Raw genomic sequence first — 16,234 nt, 5'->3', positions numbered from 1 at the left:
AGCATGGATTATGCCAGAGTATCTAAAAACCTTACGCGATGGCTCGATCACCAAAGTTTACCTGGCCCGCCCCAACCTCCACAACGCTTTCAACGACGACATGATGCGCGAGCTCACCGACGCCTTCACGCGCCTCGGCGCGGACCCCGCCGTTCGCGTCATCGTCCTCGCCGCCGAGGGCAAGAGCTTCTGCGCCGGGGCCGACATCAACTGGATGAAGCGCATGGTCGGCTACTCCCTCGAGGAAAACATCGCCGATTCCCGCGTCCTGTCCAAGATGCTCCGCACCATCCGCGAATGCCCCAAGCCCGTCATCGCCCGCGTCCACGGCGCGACCTACGGCGGCGGCGTCGGCCTCGTCGCCGCCTGTGACATGGCCGTAGCACTGACCAAGGCGAACTTCTGTCTCAGCGAGGTCAAGCTCGGTATCCTGCCCGCCGTGATCTCGCCGTTCGTCCTGGAAAAGATCGGCCCAGGCGAGGCCCGCCGCTACGCCCTGACCGCCGAAGTCTTCAGCGGCGCCGAGGCCCGCCGCATCGGCCTTGTCAACGAGGCCTGCGAATCCATCGAAGAGATGGACGCCTGCATCGACAAGCTGGCAGGCTCCCTCGCCGCCAATGGCCCAAGCGCCCTCACCCACTGCAAGCGCATCCTCTCCGCGGTCGCCGGCGTACCCTGGGACCGCGTCGAAGACATCACCACGAAAAAAATCTCCGAGCTGCGCGTCTCCCCCGAGGGACAGGAAGGCCTCAAAGCATTCCTCGAAAAGCGAAAACCAAACTGGATCACCGAGTAATGTTCAAGAAAGTCCTCATCGCCAATCGCGGCGAGATCGCCTGCCGCATCGCCGCCACCCTCCAGGAGATGGGCATCACCGCCGTCGGCGTCTATTCCGACCCCGACCGCCGCGCGCTGCACGTCCGCGCCTGTGACGAAGCCTATCCGCTTCCCGGCAACACTTCCGCCGAGACTTACCTGCGAGGCGAAAAGATCATCGAGCTCGCCAGGCTTCACGGCGTCGACGCCATCCACCCCGGCTACGGCTTCCTCTCCGAAAATGAAGACTTCGCCCAGGCGTGCCACGACGCCGGCATCACCTTCATCGGTCCATCCCCATTCGTCATCCGCGACATGGGCGACAAGATCATCGCCAAAGACACCTTCACCAAGGCCGGCGTGCCCGTCGTCCCCGGCTGGTCCGGCGACACGGCCATCGGCATCGACACCCTCAAGAAGGAGTCCGCGAAGATCGGCTACCCCGTCCTCATCAAGGCCGCCGCCGGTGGGGGGGGCAAGGGCATGCGCGTCGTCCCAAAGGAGTCCGACCTCGCCGCCGCCATCGAAGCCGCCCAGCGTGAGGCCGGCGCCGCCTTCGGCGACAGCCGCGTCTTCATCGAAAAGTACATCACCAACCCGCGCCACGTAGAGATTCAGATCTTCGGCGACACCCACGGAAACGCCGTCCACCTCTTCGAGCGCGAGTGCTCCGTCCAGCGCCGCCATCAGAAGATCATCGAAGAGTCACCCTCCCCGGCCCTCTCGCCGGAGCTCCGCGCCAAAATGGGCGAGGCCGCCGTCGCCGCTGCCAAGGCCATCGGCTACAGCAACGCCGGCACCGTCGAGTTCATCCTCGACCAAAGCGGCAACTTCTACTTCCTCGAAGTCAACACCCGCCTGCAGGTCGAGCACCCCGTCACCGAGATGGTTACCCACCGCGACCTCGTCCGCGCCCAGCTCGCCGTCGCCCTCGGTGGAAAGCTCCCCTTCACCCAGGTCGATCTCAAACAGGAAGGCCACGCCATCGAGTGCCGCATCTACGCCGAAGACGCTGCCCGCGGTTTCCTCCCGTCCATCGGCGTCCTCGAACGCTACATCGAACCGCGCGGCCCCGGCATCCGCATCGACACCGGTGTCGCCCAGGGGTCCGAGGTCTCCGTCTACTACGACCCCATGCTCGCCAAGCTCGTCTGCTGGGCGCGCACCCGCGAAGAGGCGATCGATAAGACCATTCGCGCCCTGGACCGCTACGTCATCATGGGCGTGACGACCAACGTCGCCTTCCTGCGCGATGTCCTCGCGCATCCCGAGTTCCGCGCCGGCAATCTGCACACCCATTTCCTCGAGCAGCACGCCATCGCCGCCGCCGCGCCGGGCAACCCTCCGACCGAGGCCCTGATCGCCGCCGCCGTCGCCGCACGCCTCGGCCGCGCTGCCGCAAAGGCTTCGCTCGGAGCAGCCATCGCCGCCCCCGGCCCCTGGGAATCGGCCGGCCGCTGGCGTGGCCCCTAATCACGACCCATTCCCGCCTCCCGTTTTACCTGGTTCATCCCCCATGCTAATCTGCCTGACATGAGCGAAGTTCTGCTCAAAACTTCCGCGTCGCCCGATCCCATCGCCGTGCGCCTGGAACGCGCCGACGAAGAGCATGACTCGGCCTACCACGTCACCGTCGGTGGCCAGTCCCTTGATGCCGAGCTCATCGACTGGCACGACGACACCGGCCTCCTTCGCATCGCCGGCCGCGTCATCCCGTTCGCCGTGCTGCGCCATGCCGGGCGCATCGATGTCTGGCTCGGCGGCCGCACCTACTGTCTCGAACTCATCGATCACGTCGCCCGCCGCACATCCACCGGTCCCGCCGCCGCCGCCATGCAGTCGACACTGGCAGCCCCGATGCCCGGAACGATTCTGAAGATCAACATCGCCCCCGGTGATTCGTTCGAGGCGCAACAACCGCTCATCGTCATGGAGTCGATGAAGATGGAGATGACGCTCTCCGCCCCGCAGGCCGGCCGAGTCCGGGAAGTCGCCTGCAAGCCCGGCCAACTCGTGGATATGGGCGCGATGCTCGTGCGTTTCGAGGAGCCCGCCGCTTGAGCGCGCTACCGAAGGAAGTGAAGATCGTCGAAGTCGGCCCGCGCGACGGACTGCAAAACGAGCCCGAGCAGATTCCCACGGATTTGAAACTGGCCTTCATCGCCGCCCTCGCCGGTTCTGGCTTGCGGGCAATTGAAGCCACGTCCTTCGTCCACCCCAAGGCAATCCCGCAACTGGCCGACGCGGTCGATGTCGCCGGTCGCCTGCCGCCCGCGGAGGGTGTCACCTACTCGGCACTCGTCCCCAATCAAAAAGGCCTCGATCGGGCCCTGGAGACCGGCATCCGCCGCATCGCCGTCTTCACCGCCGCCTCCGACAGCTTTACGAAGAAAAACATCAACATGACCGTGGACGAGTCGCTCGCCACCTTCGCCCCGGTCGTGAAGTCCGCCCTCGCCGCCGGCCTCACCGTCCGCGGATACGTCTCCACCAGCTTTGTCTGCCCCTACGAAGGGAATATCAGCAAGGATCGCGTCCTCGACGTCACGACCCGACTGCTCGACATGGGCATCGACGAGGTCGCCGTCAGCGACACCATCGGCGCCGCCGCGCCGACCGACGTCTTCGAGACAGTGGGCCACCTGCTAAAGTCCATCCCGCCCGGCAAGTTCGCCCTGCACCTGCACGACACCTATGGTACCGCGCTGGCCAACGTCCTCGCCGGCCTGCAGCTCGGCATCACCACCTTCGACAGTTCCGCCGGCGGCCTCGGCGGCTGCCCCTACGCCCCCGGCGCATCCGGCAACCTCGCCACCGAAGATCTCGTCTACATGCTCGATCGAATGGGCATCCAGTGCGGAGTCAATCTGCAAACGGTATTCGAGGCTTCCAGCATCATCGCCGACAAGTGGGGCCGCACGCTGCCCAGCCGGCAGTGGCAGCGCATGAAAGCCGCCTGCCGATAGCCACACGACTTGCATTACAATCAAGCCCCATCGTGCACCTGATCCGCCTCGAAACCGTCGACTCCACCAACGACGCCGCAAAGCGCCTCATCGCGGACGGCTCGTTAACTAAAAACGTCATCGTCATCGCTCGCGAGCAGACGGTGGGGCGGGGGACGAAGGGACGCTCGTGGCTGTCCCCGCGTGATGCCGGCCTTTACTTCTCAATCGTCTCCTTCGATGTCGGCCCCGCGACACCAGACCTCACAACCCACACCCTCGCCGCTGGCGTCGCCTGTGCCGAAATCCTGATCGCCGCCACGGGCCTCGAAATCCGCCTCAAGCCCATCAACGACCTCATCGCAGGCGGCGGCAAGCTCGGCGGCATTCTCGTTGAGTCGCTGGTGGAGTCCGGCCGCGTCCGCGCCCTCATCACCGGCATCGGCATCAACACGCACGATGCCGATCGCCCGTTGCCGCCGGACGCACTGCCCCCGGTCAGCCTTCAGCAGCTTCTGCCGGCCGCGGTCTTCAGCGAATTGAATCTAAGTGAATTAACAAACGGGATCGTCGATGCTGTCCGCCGGTGGCAACACCTTGTCACCAGTGGAAACGTCGAGACCGTCCAACGTCGTTGGCAGTCGCTTTGCGTGTAATGGGCCCGTCGCCGCGTTCGCTACCGCGTGCCCATCGGCTCCGGATGCCCTTCCAACTTCGCCTCGATCTTTTCCAGACGATCCAGGAGCCGCCGGTTTTCCTTTTTCAGCTTCGCCACCTCGTCGCGCAGCTCACCCGTCCCCTTGCCCGTCGAATCACCGGCGCGAATCTTCTTCGCCATCTCCGCCGCCCGAGTGCGCACCCGCGGCTGGCCGATCTCCGCATACCGGTCCAGCTCCGGAAGCGCAGCCTTCGCCGCCGAGCCCATGCTCCCCAGCGCCTCCAGCGCCGACACTTGCAGCCGCCGCGATCCCCGATGCAGGCACGTCAGAATCGTCTCCACGGCAAACTCCTGCGCCTCCTCATCGACCCCAATCCGCGTCGCCGCCTCGGCAATCGCACGAACCGCCGCGGCCCGGCAACGATTGTCCTTATCCGGCTCGGCCCATTCTGTCAGCAGATCGATCACCCCCGGCTCGCCGTGCCTTCCCAGTGCCTCGATAACGGCACTCCGGATGATTTCGCCATCCGACTCCCGCGTAAGCAGCGTCTCCAGCATCTCCGAAGGCTCGTCCTGGCAGACATCCGCCCACGAGCTGATGGCCGCCGCCTCCACGCGATAACTCGCATCGCCGTCCTGCACCAGCTTGAGTAGCGCCGCCTCGACCTTCGTCTCATCGCGGAAATTACCCAGTGCCTCAACCACCGCGCGCCGCGCCTTCGGATGCTCGATCGTCAAGCCGGCCAATAGCGCGTCGCGGGCCTCGTCGTCCTCGCTCTTGCCCAGCGCCCGGGCAATCGCCTCCTGCACCGCCCAGAACTTCTCCTGCAAGAGCTGCGTCGCCAGCAGCCGCACGTCCCGCTCCCGGTCGCCCTTGCCAAAATGCTCCGCCGCCTGAATCCGCCGGACAGGATTCGGATCGTCACAAAGTTGACCGACCCAAAGGTCCCGCGGCTTCTCCTCGGTCAGTTCCATCAGCACAGCCATGTCCGGGTCCACCCGCATCAGGGTCGGTCGATACTTGAGCGGCAAATAGAATTGCTGCCGCTTCTCCGTCACCTCCTGCGTGAAGACATACGGCTCATCCGTCTCCGCGAAGCGAAACTCCAGCTTCATCGGAAATATGAACGCTTCGTCCTTCTGCCGCTGCTCGATCGTGATCGCCGCAAGCCCATCCTCCGCCTGCCACCGGTAACTGACCTTCACATCCGGGCACCCCGGCCGCTCCGTCCAGTCATAAAAGAATCGTCCGAACGACTCACCGCTCGCGTCCTCAATCGCCCTGCGCAGATCGATCGTCTCCACGTTTTGATGCCGGTTGCGCGTGGTGTAAAGGTTGATCGCCTTCCAGAACATCTCGTCGCCCAGCCGCCGCCGAATCATGTGCACGACCCACGCACCCTTGGGATACGCGCGACTGTCGAATTGCTCGTCCGGGTCCTTGTATCCCGGCCAGACGATCGGCTTGTCCCGGCCTCCGCCGATCGCCCCGCCCGCCTTGCGATGCATGTTGATTGCGAACTCATCCGGCCCGTTGTGGTGCTCGTCCCAAAGCGCTTCGAAGTAGGTGGCGAATCCCTCGTTCAGCCAGATGTGCGCCCAGTCGCGGCAGGTCAGCAGGTCACCCCACCATTGATGCGCAAGTTCGTGCGCCACAAGTCCGTCGCTGTCTCCGTCGAGGTGCGCGCGATCGTCATGCAGCGTGCCCTCCATCAGCGTCGTCGCGCTGGTGTTCTCCATGCCGCCGCCGAAGTTATAGCAGCAAACCTGCGCATACTTATCCCACGGATACTCGACGCCGATCCTGTCGGAGAAAAAGTCGAGCATCTTCGTCGTATTACCGAAGGAGTTCTTGATCTTGTCCTTGAACTTCGGCCGCACGTGATAGCTGACCGGCTTGCCGCGCCACGTCTCGGTCTCGCTGTAAAACTCTCCCACGACCAGCGTCATCAGGTATACAACGTGCGGCTTGTCCTGCAACCAGTGGAATGTCTTGCTGCCGTCGGCGTTCTTCTTTTCCTCAAGCAACTTCCCGTTGCTGATGGCAATGTTCGGGTCGTCCACCGTGGCGACGATCTCCGTCGTCTGCATCTCATTGGGATGATCGAAGCAGGGCACCCAATAGCGATTGGTGATGCTCTCGCCCTGCGACCAGACAATCCGCGGCGCGTCGGGGTCGCCCTCCGTGGGGCCGTAGAAGTGCAGGCCCGACTCGGGACTTTGCAATGCGTAGTCGATCGTCGCCTGCACGCTGCGACCGCGCGGCAGCGGTTCCGGCAGATTCAGCGTGATCTTCTGGCCATCATTGTCAAAGTCGCATTTCTGCGGCTGTCCGCCTTCAATGGAAACGGTCACGCCCTTCGTCTCAAAGCCCACCGCGTCGAGCTTGATGTGTGACACATCGCGCAGCGCCGCCATGTCCAGCGTCGCCCGCGCGTCCACGTGCTCTTTCTCCAGGTTCACCCGCAGGTCGAGGCGAATGTGCTTCATGTCCACCGGCCGATCGGCGGCGAAGTGCAGCTTCCGCTCCTGGCCCACGGAGGAATGAACGCCGGCGGATAAACAAAAAACGAAAACGACGATCGAACGACAGACACCAATGCGCGTCATGCAAAGTTTCTCCGGAATCCTGGATTGAAAATCAGGATAGCTCAAACCAGCCGATAGTGTATCAGCCCGCCGTTGTCAGGCCCAACGGTCCGGCCACCGATTTCATCGCGTCGATGCAGTTGTGGATGTGCTCTTCCAGCGAAATGCCCAGGCTCTCCGCCCCCGATGTGATGTCCTCACGCTTCACCGCCGCAGCGAATGAAGGCGTCTTCATCTTCTTCTTGATTCCTGCGGGCTCCATGCCCTCCAGCCGCGTCGGCCTCACCAGCGCCGCCGCCATGATGAACCCGCAAAGCTCGTCCACCGCGAAGAGCGCCTTGCGAATCGGCCGATCCCGTGGGTACTCGTCCAGGTTCCACTCGGCGTGCGAGAGCATCGCCCCGACGATCTCCTCATCGACGCCGCGCTCACGAAGGATCTTCGCCCCCTCGCGCGTGTGCTCCGGCGCCTCGGTCCATTTCTCGTAGTCAAAATCGTGCAGCAGCCCGGCCATTCCCCATTGCTCGACGTCGCCCCCCAGCAGCCCGGCATAGTGCCGCATCGCCGCCTCCACCGCGAGCATATGCTTGCGCAGCGAATCCGACTGCACGTGCTCGCAAAGAATCTTCCACGCCTCGTCGCGGGTCATTTCAATTCCAATCGCTAAATCCCGAACCGATTGCCTCAATCTCAGGCGCGACTTTGGACAGCAGGCGTGGAAAATCAAGGTCGTGAGTCCAAATGCGGGACGCCCCGACTCGACGCGCACTTGCTACGATAATCGCGTCTGGAAAATCAATGGGCCAGTCTGCATACTCCTGCCACCACCGTTCGGCGTTCTCATAGTCAATTTGCTCATGGAAAGTAACAGGCCAGCCAAATTCATAAAGGGATTTCAGGCCGGCTAGACGCTGACGATGACAATGCTCTCGGTTTCCTTGAAGTCGTGTCAGATGCCCCATCATCTCGAACATCGCGACCTGCGGAATCGAGACATCCTCGTTGTTCCTAAGTTCGCGCAAATGTCGGCTTGCACGTTTATGAAACTGATCCCGCGGATTTATGATTGCATACAAGGCTGACGTGTCTATGAGAATCACGAGCGCCCTCGATCCTCATAGCACTGACGGAAGATTTGCGCTATTGGATGGCCCAAGATCAACGAGAGTAATGGGAAGATCTGCCACGTCCGGGTGTCGCCGATCGTACTCACTTCCCAAGTCCTCGGACCACTGAAGCGTGACTTCAGTAACCCACTTCAGATTCTCTTCGTGTTGACGCAGCTCCCTCAACAACGACTCAGAATCATCGGTCCATGTCTTAAAGTCGCGACGCCAATCCATGAGGAATTCCATGCCTGCAGAGATGTCGCTCAGGTGCGCCGAGTGAATAAGCGAGACGGCAGCAAGCTTATCCATCTGAGTAAGGAGCTGTTTGTCGGAGAGCGAGTCAAATCCGGTGAGGACAGGGTCACTCTTATTCTTTTCTCGAAACTCACCCGCAATGCGGAGAATATCTGCGTATTCTCTTAACGCAGTGCGAATGGTCGATACCGCATCTCCAAGACAGGCTGCCTCCTCTGGGGCGTGGCCATTCCCAGGACGCGCAAATTCCTCAGCGCGCAACCTGAATGCAGCTGGATTATCCGCATCAAGCCACGTTGAGAAGTTGTCGAGTGCCAATACCATTTGTGTACATTCTAGTTTCTTACCAATAGTTCCGCAATCTGCACCGCGTTCAGCGCCGCCCCCTTGCGAAGCTGATCCCCGCTCACGAACAGCTCAATCCCCCGGCCGTCCGGCTGGCTCACGTCCTGCCGAATCCGGCCCACCAGCACGTCATCCTTACCGGACGCGTCAATCGGCATCGGGAAATAATTCTTCTCCCGGTCATCGACGATCTTCACCCCCGGCGCGCCCGATAGAATCCGTCGCACCTCGTCAGCCTTCATCGGCCGCTCAAACGTCAGATTGATCGCCTCGCTGTGCGCCCGCATTACCGGCACGCGCACACAAGTCACCGTGATCGCGATGGACGAGTCGCCGAAAATCTTATGCGTCTCGTGGATCATCTTCGTCTCTTCAATGTTGTAGCCATCCTCGCCCACGGCGCTGTTGTGCGAAAACACGTTGAACGCCACCTGATGCGGCAGCACCTTCGGCTGCGCCGGCTTGCCCGCGAGGATGTCCCGCGACTGGTTCTCGAGTTCCATCATCGCCTGATAGCCCGCCCCGCTCGCCGCCTGATAAGTCGCGATCACAGCTCGCTTCACCTTATTCGTCTGGTGCAGCGGCCACACCGCCACGTTCATGATGATCGTCGAGCAATTCGGGTTGGCGATCACCTTCGCATCCCCGATCGCCGTCGGGTTCACCTCCGGCACGACCAGCGGCACCCCCGCGTCCATCCGAAACGCCGAGCTGTTATCCACCACCCGCGCCCCGGCCTTCGTCGCAACCGGCGCCCACTCGCGACTCGATGATGCCCCGGCCGAGAAAAGCGCAATGTCGATCCCGTCGAAGCTCTTCGGCCCGACCTCCTCGACCGTCAGCGTCTGCCCGCGAAAAGGCACCTTCGTCCCCGCCGACCGAGACGAGGCCAACAGCCGCAGCGTCCCAACGGGAAAGTCGCGCTCACCGAGGATTTGCAGAAATTCCTGACCGACCGCCCCGGTCGCCCCGAGTATGGCAATGTTGGGTTTCATCGTCTCACTTTCTCATGGCCCCTGTTGTTCGCTGCGAGTATAGTCGCCTCGAAAATATCGGCCAAACGCCGAACCTTTTATACAGGTCCACTCAATGTCAAAGCTCTACGACATCACTCCGCCCATCACGCCGAACCTCGCCGTCTGGCCTGGCGACACACCGCCCTCGCGAGAAGTCCTCCTCGACATCGACCGCGGCCACAACATCACCCTCTCCACACTCCGCGCCACCGTCCATCTCGGCGCCCACGCCGACGGCCCGAATCACTACGGCAAGAATGCCCCCGCCATCCACGAGCGCTCGTTGGACTACTACCTCGGCCCCTGTCAGCTCATCCGCGTCGATGTCCCGCGCGGCACGCGCATCATGCCCGATCAGGTGAAGGCGAAAATCGCCGCCCCGCGCATCCTCTTCGCCACCGGCGCCTATCCCGACCCGACCATTTGGAACGAAGACTTCGCCGCCCTATCCCCGCAGCTCATCGACATGCTCGCAGCCAAAGGCGTCATCACCGTCGGCATCGACACCCCCAGTGTTGACTTGTTCTCCTCCAAAGACCTCCCGTCCCACCACGCGATTCTCAAACACGACATGGCCATCCTCGAAGGCCTCGTGCTCAAAAACGTCCCCGAAGGCCGCTACGAACTCATCGCCCTCCCGCTCCCCCTCGTCAACTTCGACGCCAGCCCCGTCCGCGCCGTCCTTCGCGAAGTGTAGGCAAACGGGGCCGATCCCATGCACGACGACAGCTTCTTCACGACGTCGAACTACATCGAAGCCGCGCTCTGGGCCTGCATCGGTCTCGGCCTCCTCCTTCATGCATTGCTGGCCGTCGGTCAGAAGCGTCGTACATCACTACTCGCGGGTGCCACGTTCATCGTCTTCGGCGCCTCCGACATCGTCGAAACAACCACCGGCGCCTGGTGGCGGCCCTGGTGGCTCCTCGCATGGAAGGCCACGTGTGTCGTGGTATTCCTTGCTCTATTGACGGGCCATTTGCGAAGAGGAAAAAACTCGTAGGAACCGCCAATCATCACCGCAAATCCACCAACCAGTCCAACTCCGGCGGTGCCTTCGAACTCTGCCACGCGCCGAGAAGCGCCACGCACTCAGCCTTCGTTAACCGAGTTGACTCAACGATCTCTTCTCCCTGAATTAGACTGGCATGAATTGCGATTGCCTGGGGCCGGAGAATCAGCAGCGTTTCCCTCGGCGTAAGAGCGCCACCGATCCCTCACGCTTTAACAACGACCGCCTGCACAACACGATGCCGCCCGGCACAACGAACCAGTTGCAATTCCTGATCCACGGGATCGCAGCCAGGAGGCCGAAAGAAATCAGCGTAGATGCGAGAAGGATCAGTGCGGTTGTAGAAGTCGGGCCGTTTTGAACCATGACTCGGAGCGTATGAACCAATAATAGCATGAAGCCGCCGGCCGGGACGCCAAGGCGAAGCCAATGCCGGATGACCCCGTGCATCGGGCGAGGTGTGCCCGATTCAGTGCATTCCGATTCTGTCGCAAGCGCCGCCAGTTCCCGCAGCGTCGAGCTCGATTCATCTAGCTGGACGGGCTCGAATGCTACTTCGATGGGCCTTGCCCTCGGACATTGAAATCGTTTTCGATGCTCGACCGAAACAACAATACTCTTGTCCTGAAGCCCGATCTGCCGGAACAGTACCCGATTGCTCTCGCGGTCACCCTTCCAAAATCGCCCAACATCCTCAAGTCGCTCAAGCAATTCAGCCGGCGCATCGTCCGAGGTGGGGAAGAGTCCCATCCGACCGCTCCTCGGCCGAAATCGAACAAAGTAAGCGCCCGGCGATCGGACCGATGACTGCGAAGCTGCTGAATCTGTCATCTCGGCCTCACAACTAACGCAGCGGCGCCCTTGCCCGGAATCCTCACCGCAAATCCACCAACCGCTCCAACTCCGGCGGCGCAATCGAACTCTGCCACGCACCAAGCAGCGCAATGCTCTCAATGGTTGTCAGTGTTTTTTGTGCGACGATTTTTTTCTCACGAATGAGGCTCGCCTTGTGGCCCGGGCCCACAGGCTCAATCACGAGCACCGTCTCGCTGGGTGTGTATCGATTCGTCTGAATGGTCCACTTGTTCCATTGCCAACCCCTGACAAGAACCCCGCCCGGCACGATGAACCAGCTATAGTTGCTGACGAACTGCCATGTCAGCGGCAGCAGTAGACTAAACAGCAGGAGCGCAAACCACATCATCGTTGGAATCGAGAATATGCCAAAGACGGCGGCAGCATGATATGTTTGTATCAAACTGTAGCCTCCCCAGAAAATCCTGATTCCGGAACGCAGCATGAATCTGCGAATTGCTGATACGTCACTTGACGATTCATTCGTCTCGGATTTGGGAAGTTCCCTTGCGGCCTCCCGTGACAGTTCCGCCAAGGTCGGACTCGTCTCATCGAGCACAACCGGCTCGAACGCCACCTCCAGCGGCCTCACCACCGGCAGCTTCTTGCTCTCGTACGGCTCAATCGTGATCACCGTCGCCGGTTTCCCCTCCCTGATACGTCGGCACAATCGATCAAACGTACTATCGCCAAGTTTTTTGGCATTCCAGTCGCGCGCAATCCATTTCAAACCGAGTAGCACCTCATCCGGCGCATCCTCTGAGACGGGCACCAACCCCACGCGCCCATCCGCCGGCCGAAACCGGACAAAATACGCCCCGCGCTTGTGCGATTCACGCTCCGGCCCGTCCGTCTTCATGGCCCTGCTTCCCGCGTCGGACTTACGACCCCACCGTCGCAATCACCTTGAGCTCCACCGCGATCGGCGTCGGCAGCGCCGTCACCTCCACCGTCGTCCGCGTCGGGTTCGGCTTCCCCGGCCCCGCGAAGTGCTCCGCATACAATCGGTTAAACGTCGCAAAGTCCCGCCCCATGTCCGTCAGAAACACGCTCACGTCAACGATCCGCTCCCAGCCCGACCCCGCGTCCTCAAGCACCACGCGAATATTCTCAAACACGCTCCGGCACTGCGCCTCAATGTCATACGCCGCGACATTCCCCGCCGCGTCCAGCGTCACCCCGGGTATCTCCTTGCTCCCGCGCCTCCGCGGCCCCATCCCGGAAACAAAAAGCAGATTCCCCACGCGCTTCGCATGCGGATAAGCCCCCACCGGCTCCGGCGCCCGCGAACTTTCAATGTCGTGACTCATGATGACGCTCCTTGCGCGAATAATAATCGCCGAAGTCTCTGTTACTTCATTCCGATGCGCCGTCCGCCGCTTCCCTCATCTCGCAGCTCTCTGCATTCGCCCGCGACCAGGCCTCCACCTGTTTTCGCACGGTCTCCTCGATCTGATTCATAAACGCCGAACTGCGGCGCTGTTGATCGTACACCCTGCGAGATTTCTCATTTAAGTGCCGTTGTCCGGAAATATCCGAATTCTGAAGCGAGTCCGCCCAGCCTCGAATCTGCCGCGAGCACGATTCAGCAAGCGTCCTGATGTTGGTTATCTGAGATTTCAAATTTGAGATTTGAGATTTGAGATTCGACGTTTCCGATCGCTCCGCCGAATCTTGTGGCCCTACAGAACGCGTCTGCAACCATCGCTCGCAAAAATGCAGCATGGACCGTACTTCCCCTGCCGACCCGCGTGCGATATACAGGAACATAAGCAGCTCAGCCGTCGAACCCCGCTCGAATCCCTCCGCGATATTGTTCGACACCGAAAGTGCCGATCGTCGAAGTTGATCCCGAAGGTCGCCCGGACCGGCCAACGCCCGATTCTCCGTCAGCGCATATGTCGCAATCGCCAACTCGATGGCCGCCTTCCAGACCGGCAAGTCCTCAAATCGTTCGTATTTCACGATTTCATGATTCTCTGCGTCGTCCACCCAGCTCGCAAGCGGTTTCAATCGTCTTCTGCCCGCAGCGCCTCGCGCGACTCCGTAAACAAAAACACCCGATCAACCTTCGCCGTCACCCCGATCCATCCGTAAAAACTCAGCCACGTCACGCTCGGCAGCACGTTGCTCATCGGCTCGCCGTCCTTCAGCAATTCCCCCGGCGGCATCCCGCCGACGCGCGACAGCATCTTCGAAACCACCTCCGCCGTCCGCGCTCGGTCCACGCGCTCCAGTGCCGTCGCCAGCTTTCGGTGTGATCGGCTCCGCAGCACCATGCGCGGTCCCGTGAGAAACACCTCCACAAACATCGACGCGATGCCCTCGGGGTTCATCAGCACCATCGCCAGTGCCCGGCCTGTCATTCCCCCCGCGCCGACATGGCCGCCGAAAATCAATGGTCGTGCATCCGGAAAACGCTCGCCGATTGTCTGAACCGACTCGCTGAGGTACTGCCCGCCTGTCTGACGCTCAAGTCGAATCAGCAGTGGAATCATCACGATCGAAAGCAATGCGACAAACAACCACCACGGCAGCCACGAATAAAGCAGCATCGAGCCCGCCGCCCAAAGCATCGTCCCAATCACCACCGGCCCGACAAAGCAAAGCGGAACGCCAAGCACCATCTGCATCGCATCCGTCCGCCGCCGCAACTCCGCACGCTCATCAAGTCGTCGGAGAATCGTCTCCATCCCGATCGGACCGATGCCATGCCCCGCCGCGTGCCCGCACTCGGGGCACGGCCGATGCCCACTCAGCCCGTGCAGGTCATACCCGCAGTTAAGACAAATCCTGACGCCGATATCCGCCAGCGCGCCGCGAAGCGGGGCAAGCCGCGAGACGCGCCGGGCCTCGCTCTTCCAAAGTGCGTGGGAATAAATGCCCAGCCCAACAAGCACCACGCCGCCGACGATGAGATGAATGTCCGCGGCGATGATGCTCACCGCCGCCGCAAACAGCCAGATCACTCCAAGAAACGGCCGCGTCTCGCAGATGAAGACAGCCCCATTATCGCTCGGCTCAAAGCGCAGACTGACGCGCGGCAGCAGCCCCCACGCCCACTCGCGCAGTCGCAGACAAACAAGATCGCCCCGAAGTCGCCCGGCCAGCGACCCCTCCCACGCCGCCTGCTCGACAAACGCCTGCGCGTCCGCGACGCTCGCCGTGCTCTGCCACTCCTCGCGCCGCAGCCTCGGCCCATGCGCGTAATACCAGCGGCTGAATGCAAGATAGAGCGCCGTCTCCACAAAGGCGGCGAACAAAGACAGGCCGATCAGGAATCGAAGAAACTCAACCATCGGTCCCGCCGTTGATCGCAGACTGTACCGTCAGCCGTGACATGCGCTTCGATGTATTTGCGAGATGTGAATTGGCGGCGGCTATGGGGTGCGGTGATCCGCCCGCTGAGAAATCGCGTCAGACGGGAGGGCCTGCCTGAGGCCGAATTGCGCCGAGACTTGGGCACTCACCTCGCGAGCCGTTTGCGCAAGCCGGCGCACATCGTGATCGACCTCTCGATCAATCGTCTCTCGAATCTCGCGGACTTCGTCAACGACCGACTCACCGAGTCTCGCCTCATTCTCACGGGCATCTCTAATCATCGGTCCAGCTCCAGGAGCTTTTCGGGTCGCCCGCCTGTTTCCGGGAACACAGGATGCCACGATTTTCAAAAAGCACATCCGATCCTAGGATTGTACCGTCGTCATCCATCCAGTCGAACTCCGGGGTTGATGAATAAACAAATCGGTCGGCCGAACGAAGCTGCACGCCATTATGTTGCGCGACCGTGCGCCACTTTGCATCAATGACACTCGACGCCATCCCATTTGTGACCTCGTCTTCATGAATCGACACCCAAGCCAATTGGGGCGCCATCGGGAAAATCAGTTGAGAATTCGGAGTTCCAAATCCGGGGCTAAATAAACCGCCCATTTGAGTTTCCCTCCAAGCAAAGTTAACTGGATTGTCCGATACGATGAAGCGATCCGGTGAACTGACAGTCTTGACCAAGCACCAGAGCCGATGCCGCAAGAGAATCAGGGCAGTCTCGAAAGCATCGAGCATAACGACGAGCTTCATGTTCTGAGACATGCCAGAGGAAACATATCCAGTGCGAGCGAACTCTTGGAACTCTTCGAGCGACGGCATGTTCACCAATCCCGCTTTAGCAGCATGGCTTCTCAGGACTTCAAAACGATCCTTAGTCGCAGTGTACTCGGCAAGCATCAATCGCCTGATCTCCCGATCAAAGGCTTCGACAGTACTTCGTAATCGCTGAGTCCGTACATATTGCAACGCGATGAATTGAAATATTGCCTCAATGTCGGCATTCCGAATCAAGATCGTTGGCTCATCGATCACTCGGCGTCGCGCCGAGACGAACTCTCCCTCGAGATTAGCTAGAAACCGTTCCTCGATAATCAGTGCTTCGTCTTCATCCGCAGCATCGTCAATTCTGTAAAAGTCCCTCTGACGAGCCGCTTTGCTCGGAGATGTTGTGAAGCTTCGTTCTTTCTGAAGTTCCCAGACGTATAGGGTTCCGTCTTTCGCGTCTTCTGCGGTAAACGCTCTCAAGAAACTGGCAGGTACAGTATGGTGTTGTTTCGGCTTGCTCACGTACTCGGCGCGGCTCCCTT

General features: G+C 61.1%; 18 protein-coding genes. 7 read left to right on the top strand and 11 right to left on the bottom strand.

Annotated elements, in window-relative coordinates; genetic code table 11:
* Positions 1-10 precede the first annotated feature (10 nt).
* Genes HS101_04200 through HS101_04180 form a run of 5 tightly spaced genes read left to right on the top strand, consistent with a single transcriptional unit; the run spans position 11 to position 4,417 of the window.
* Positions 11-796 (top strand): enoyl-CoA hydratase/isomerase family protein, encoded by a 786-nt coding sequence (locus HS101_04200; GenBank protein MBE7505470.1) that lies wholly within the window; start codon positions 11-13, stop codon positions 794-796.
* Entirely contained in the window at positions 796-2,289 is a 1,494-nt protein-coding gene (locus HS101_04195; GenBank protein ID MBE7505469.1) for an acetyl-CoA carboxylase biotin carboxylase subunit, read from the top strand. The genes HS101_04200 and HS101_04195 overlap by 1 nt, the downstream gene beginning before the upstream one ends.
* Positions 2,290-2,349: 60 nt before the next feature.
* Complete coding sequence (locus HS101_04190) at positions 2,350-2,877, top strand: hypothetical protein (GenBank protein MBE7505468.1); 528 nt, start codon at positions 2,350-2,352, stop codon at positions 2,875-2,877.
* Positions 2,874-3,782 carry a hydroxymethylglutaryl-CoA lyase gene (locus HS101_04185; protein MBE7505467.1) on the top strand — a complete coding sequence of 303 codons (909 nt, stop codon included), beginning with the start codon at positions 2,874-2,876 and terminating at the stop codon, positions 3,780-3,782. Before HS101_04190 ends, HS101_04185 begins: the two co-directional genes overlap by 4 nt.
* 32 nt (positions 3,783-3,814) lie before the next feature.
* The gene (locus HS101_04180; GenBank protein MBE7505466.1) at positions 3,815-4,417 is read left to right on the top strand and encodes a biotin--[acetyl-CoA-carboxylase] ligase; all 603 of its coding nucleotides are present in this window, start codon (positions 3,815-3,817) and stop codon (positions 4,415-4,417) included.
* Positions 4,418-4,437: 20 nt separating this feature from the next.
* Here HS101_04180 and HS101_04175 read toward each other — a convergent pair whose 3' ends face one another.
* From HS101_04175 to HS101_04155, 5 genes are all read right to left on the bottom strand, one after another.
* The gene (locus HS101_04175; GenBank protein MBE7505465.1) at positions 4,438-7,029 is read right to left on the bottom strand and encodes a M1 family metallopeptidase; all 2,592 of its coding nucleotides are present in this window, start codon (positions 7,027-7,029) and stop codon (positions 4,438-4,440) included.
* A gap of 61 nt (positions 7,030-7,090) precedes the next feature.
* Positions 7,091-7,657 carry an HDIG domain-containing protein gene (locus HS101_04170; GenBank protein MBE7505464.1) on the bottom strand — a complete coding sequence of 189 codons (567 nt, stop codon included), beginning with the start codon at positions 7,655-7,657 and terminating at the stop codon, positions 7,091-7,093.
* 1 nt (position 7,658) lies between these two features.
* On the bottom strand, positions 7,659-8,108 hold the full coding sequence (locus HS101_04165) for a type II toxin-antitoxin system VapC family toxin (GenBank protein ID MBE7505463.1): 450 nt from the start codon (positions 8,106-8,108) through the stop codon (positions 7,659-7,661).
* Positions 8,109-8,123: 15 nt separating this feature from the next.
* Complete coding sequence (locus tag HS101_04160) at positions 8,124-8,696, bottom strand: hypothetical protein (GenBank protein MBE7505462.1); 573 nt, start codon at positions 8,694-8,696, stop codon at positions 8,124-8,126.
* Positions 8,697-8,707: 11 nt separating this feature from the next.
* The gene (locus HS101_04155; GenBank protein MBE7505461.1) at positions 8,708-9,712 is read right to left on the bottom strand and encodes an aspartate-semialdehyde dehydrogenase; all 1,005 of its coding nucleotides are present in this window, start codon (positions 9,710-9,712) and stop codon (positions 8,708-8,710) included.
* A gap of 94 nt (positions 9,713-9,806) precedes the next feature.
* Between HS101_04155 and HS101_04150 the strand changes: the two genes are divergently transcribed.
* Together HS101_04150 and HS101_04145 are read left to right on the top strand one after the other, a co-directional pair.
* Positions 9,807-10,430, top strand: coding sequence for a cyclase family protein (locus HS101_04150; protein MBE7505460.1), 624 nt, complete (start codon positions 9,807-9,809; stop codon positions 10,428-10,430).
* An 18-nt stretch (positions 10,431-10,448) separates the two neighbouring features.
* A complete protein-coding gene (locus HS101_04145) occupies positions 10,449-10,733 on the top strand; it encodes a hypothetical protein (protein MBE7505459.1) in 285 nt (94 codons plus the stop codon).
* 883 nt (positions 10,734-11,616) lie between these two features.
* Here the strand turns inward: HS101_04145 and HS101_04140 are convergent.
* The 6 genes from HS101_04140 to HS101_04115 all read right to left on the bottom strand — a co-directional run bounded on the left by HS101_04140 (position 11,617) and on the right by HS101_04115 (position 16,214).
* Positions 11,617-12,456 carry a hypothetical protein gene (locus HS101_04140; protein MBE7505458.1) on the bottom strand — a complete coding sequence of 280 codons (840 nt, stop codon included), beginning with the start codon at positions 12,454-12,456 and terminating at the stop codon, positions 11,617-11,619.
* A gap of 22 nt (positions 12,457-12,478) precedes the next feature.
* The gene (locus HS101_04135; protein ID MBE7505457.1) at positions 12,479-12,907 is read right to left on the bottom strand and encodes a RidA family protein; all 429 of its coding nucleotides are present in this window, start codon (positions 12,905-12,907) and stop codon (positions 12,479-12,481) included.
* 46 nt (positions 12,908-12,953) lie between these two features.
* On the bottom strand, positions 12,954-13,562 hold the full coding sequence (locus HS101_04130; protein MBE7505456.1) for a four helix bundle protein: 609 nt from the start codon (positions 13,560-13,562) through the stop codon (positions 12,954-12,956).
* Between the two features lie 44 nt (positions 13,563-13,606).
* Positions 13,607-14,896: a hypothetical protein gene (locus HS101_04125; GenBank protein ID MBE7505455.1), complete on the bottom strand. Its 1,290-nt coding sequence runs from the start codon at positions 14,894-14,896 to the stop codon at positions 13,607-13,609.
* Between the two features lie 81 nt (positions 14,897-14,977).
* Positions 14,978-15,199: a hypothetical protein gene (locus tag HS101_04120; protein MBE7505454.1), complete on the bottom strand. Its 222-nt coding sequence runs from the start codon at positions 15,197-15,199 to the stop codon at positions 14,978-14,980.
* Positions 15,192-16,214 carry a DUF4238 domain-containing protein gene (locus HS101_04115; GenBank protein ID MBE7505453.1) on the bottom strand — a complete coding sequence of 341 codons (1,023 nt, stop codon included), beginning with the start codon at positions 16,212-16,214 and terminating at the stop codon, positions 15,192-15,194. The genes HS101_04120 and HS101_04115 overlap by 8 nt, the downstream gene beginning before the upstream one ends.
* Between the last annotated feature and the right edge of the window lie 20 nt (positions 16,215-16,234).

The sequence above is a fragment of the Planctomycetia bacterium genome (assembly GCA_015075745.1).
Taxonomy (GTDB): domain Bacteria; phylum Planctomycetota; class Phycisphaerae; order UBA1845; family UTPLA1; genus UTPLA1.
The sequence above is the reverse complement of the archived record's forward strand: the minus strand, read 5'-3'. Positions and strand labels throughout refer to the sequence as shown.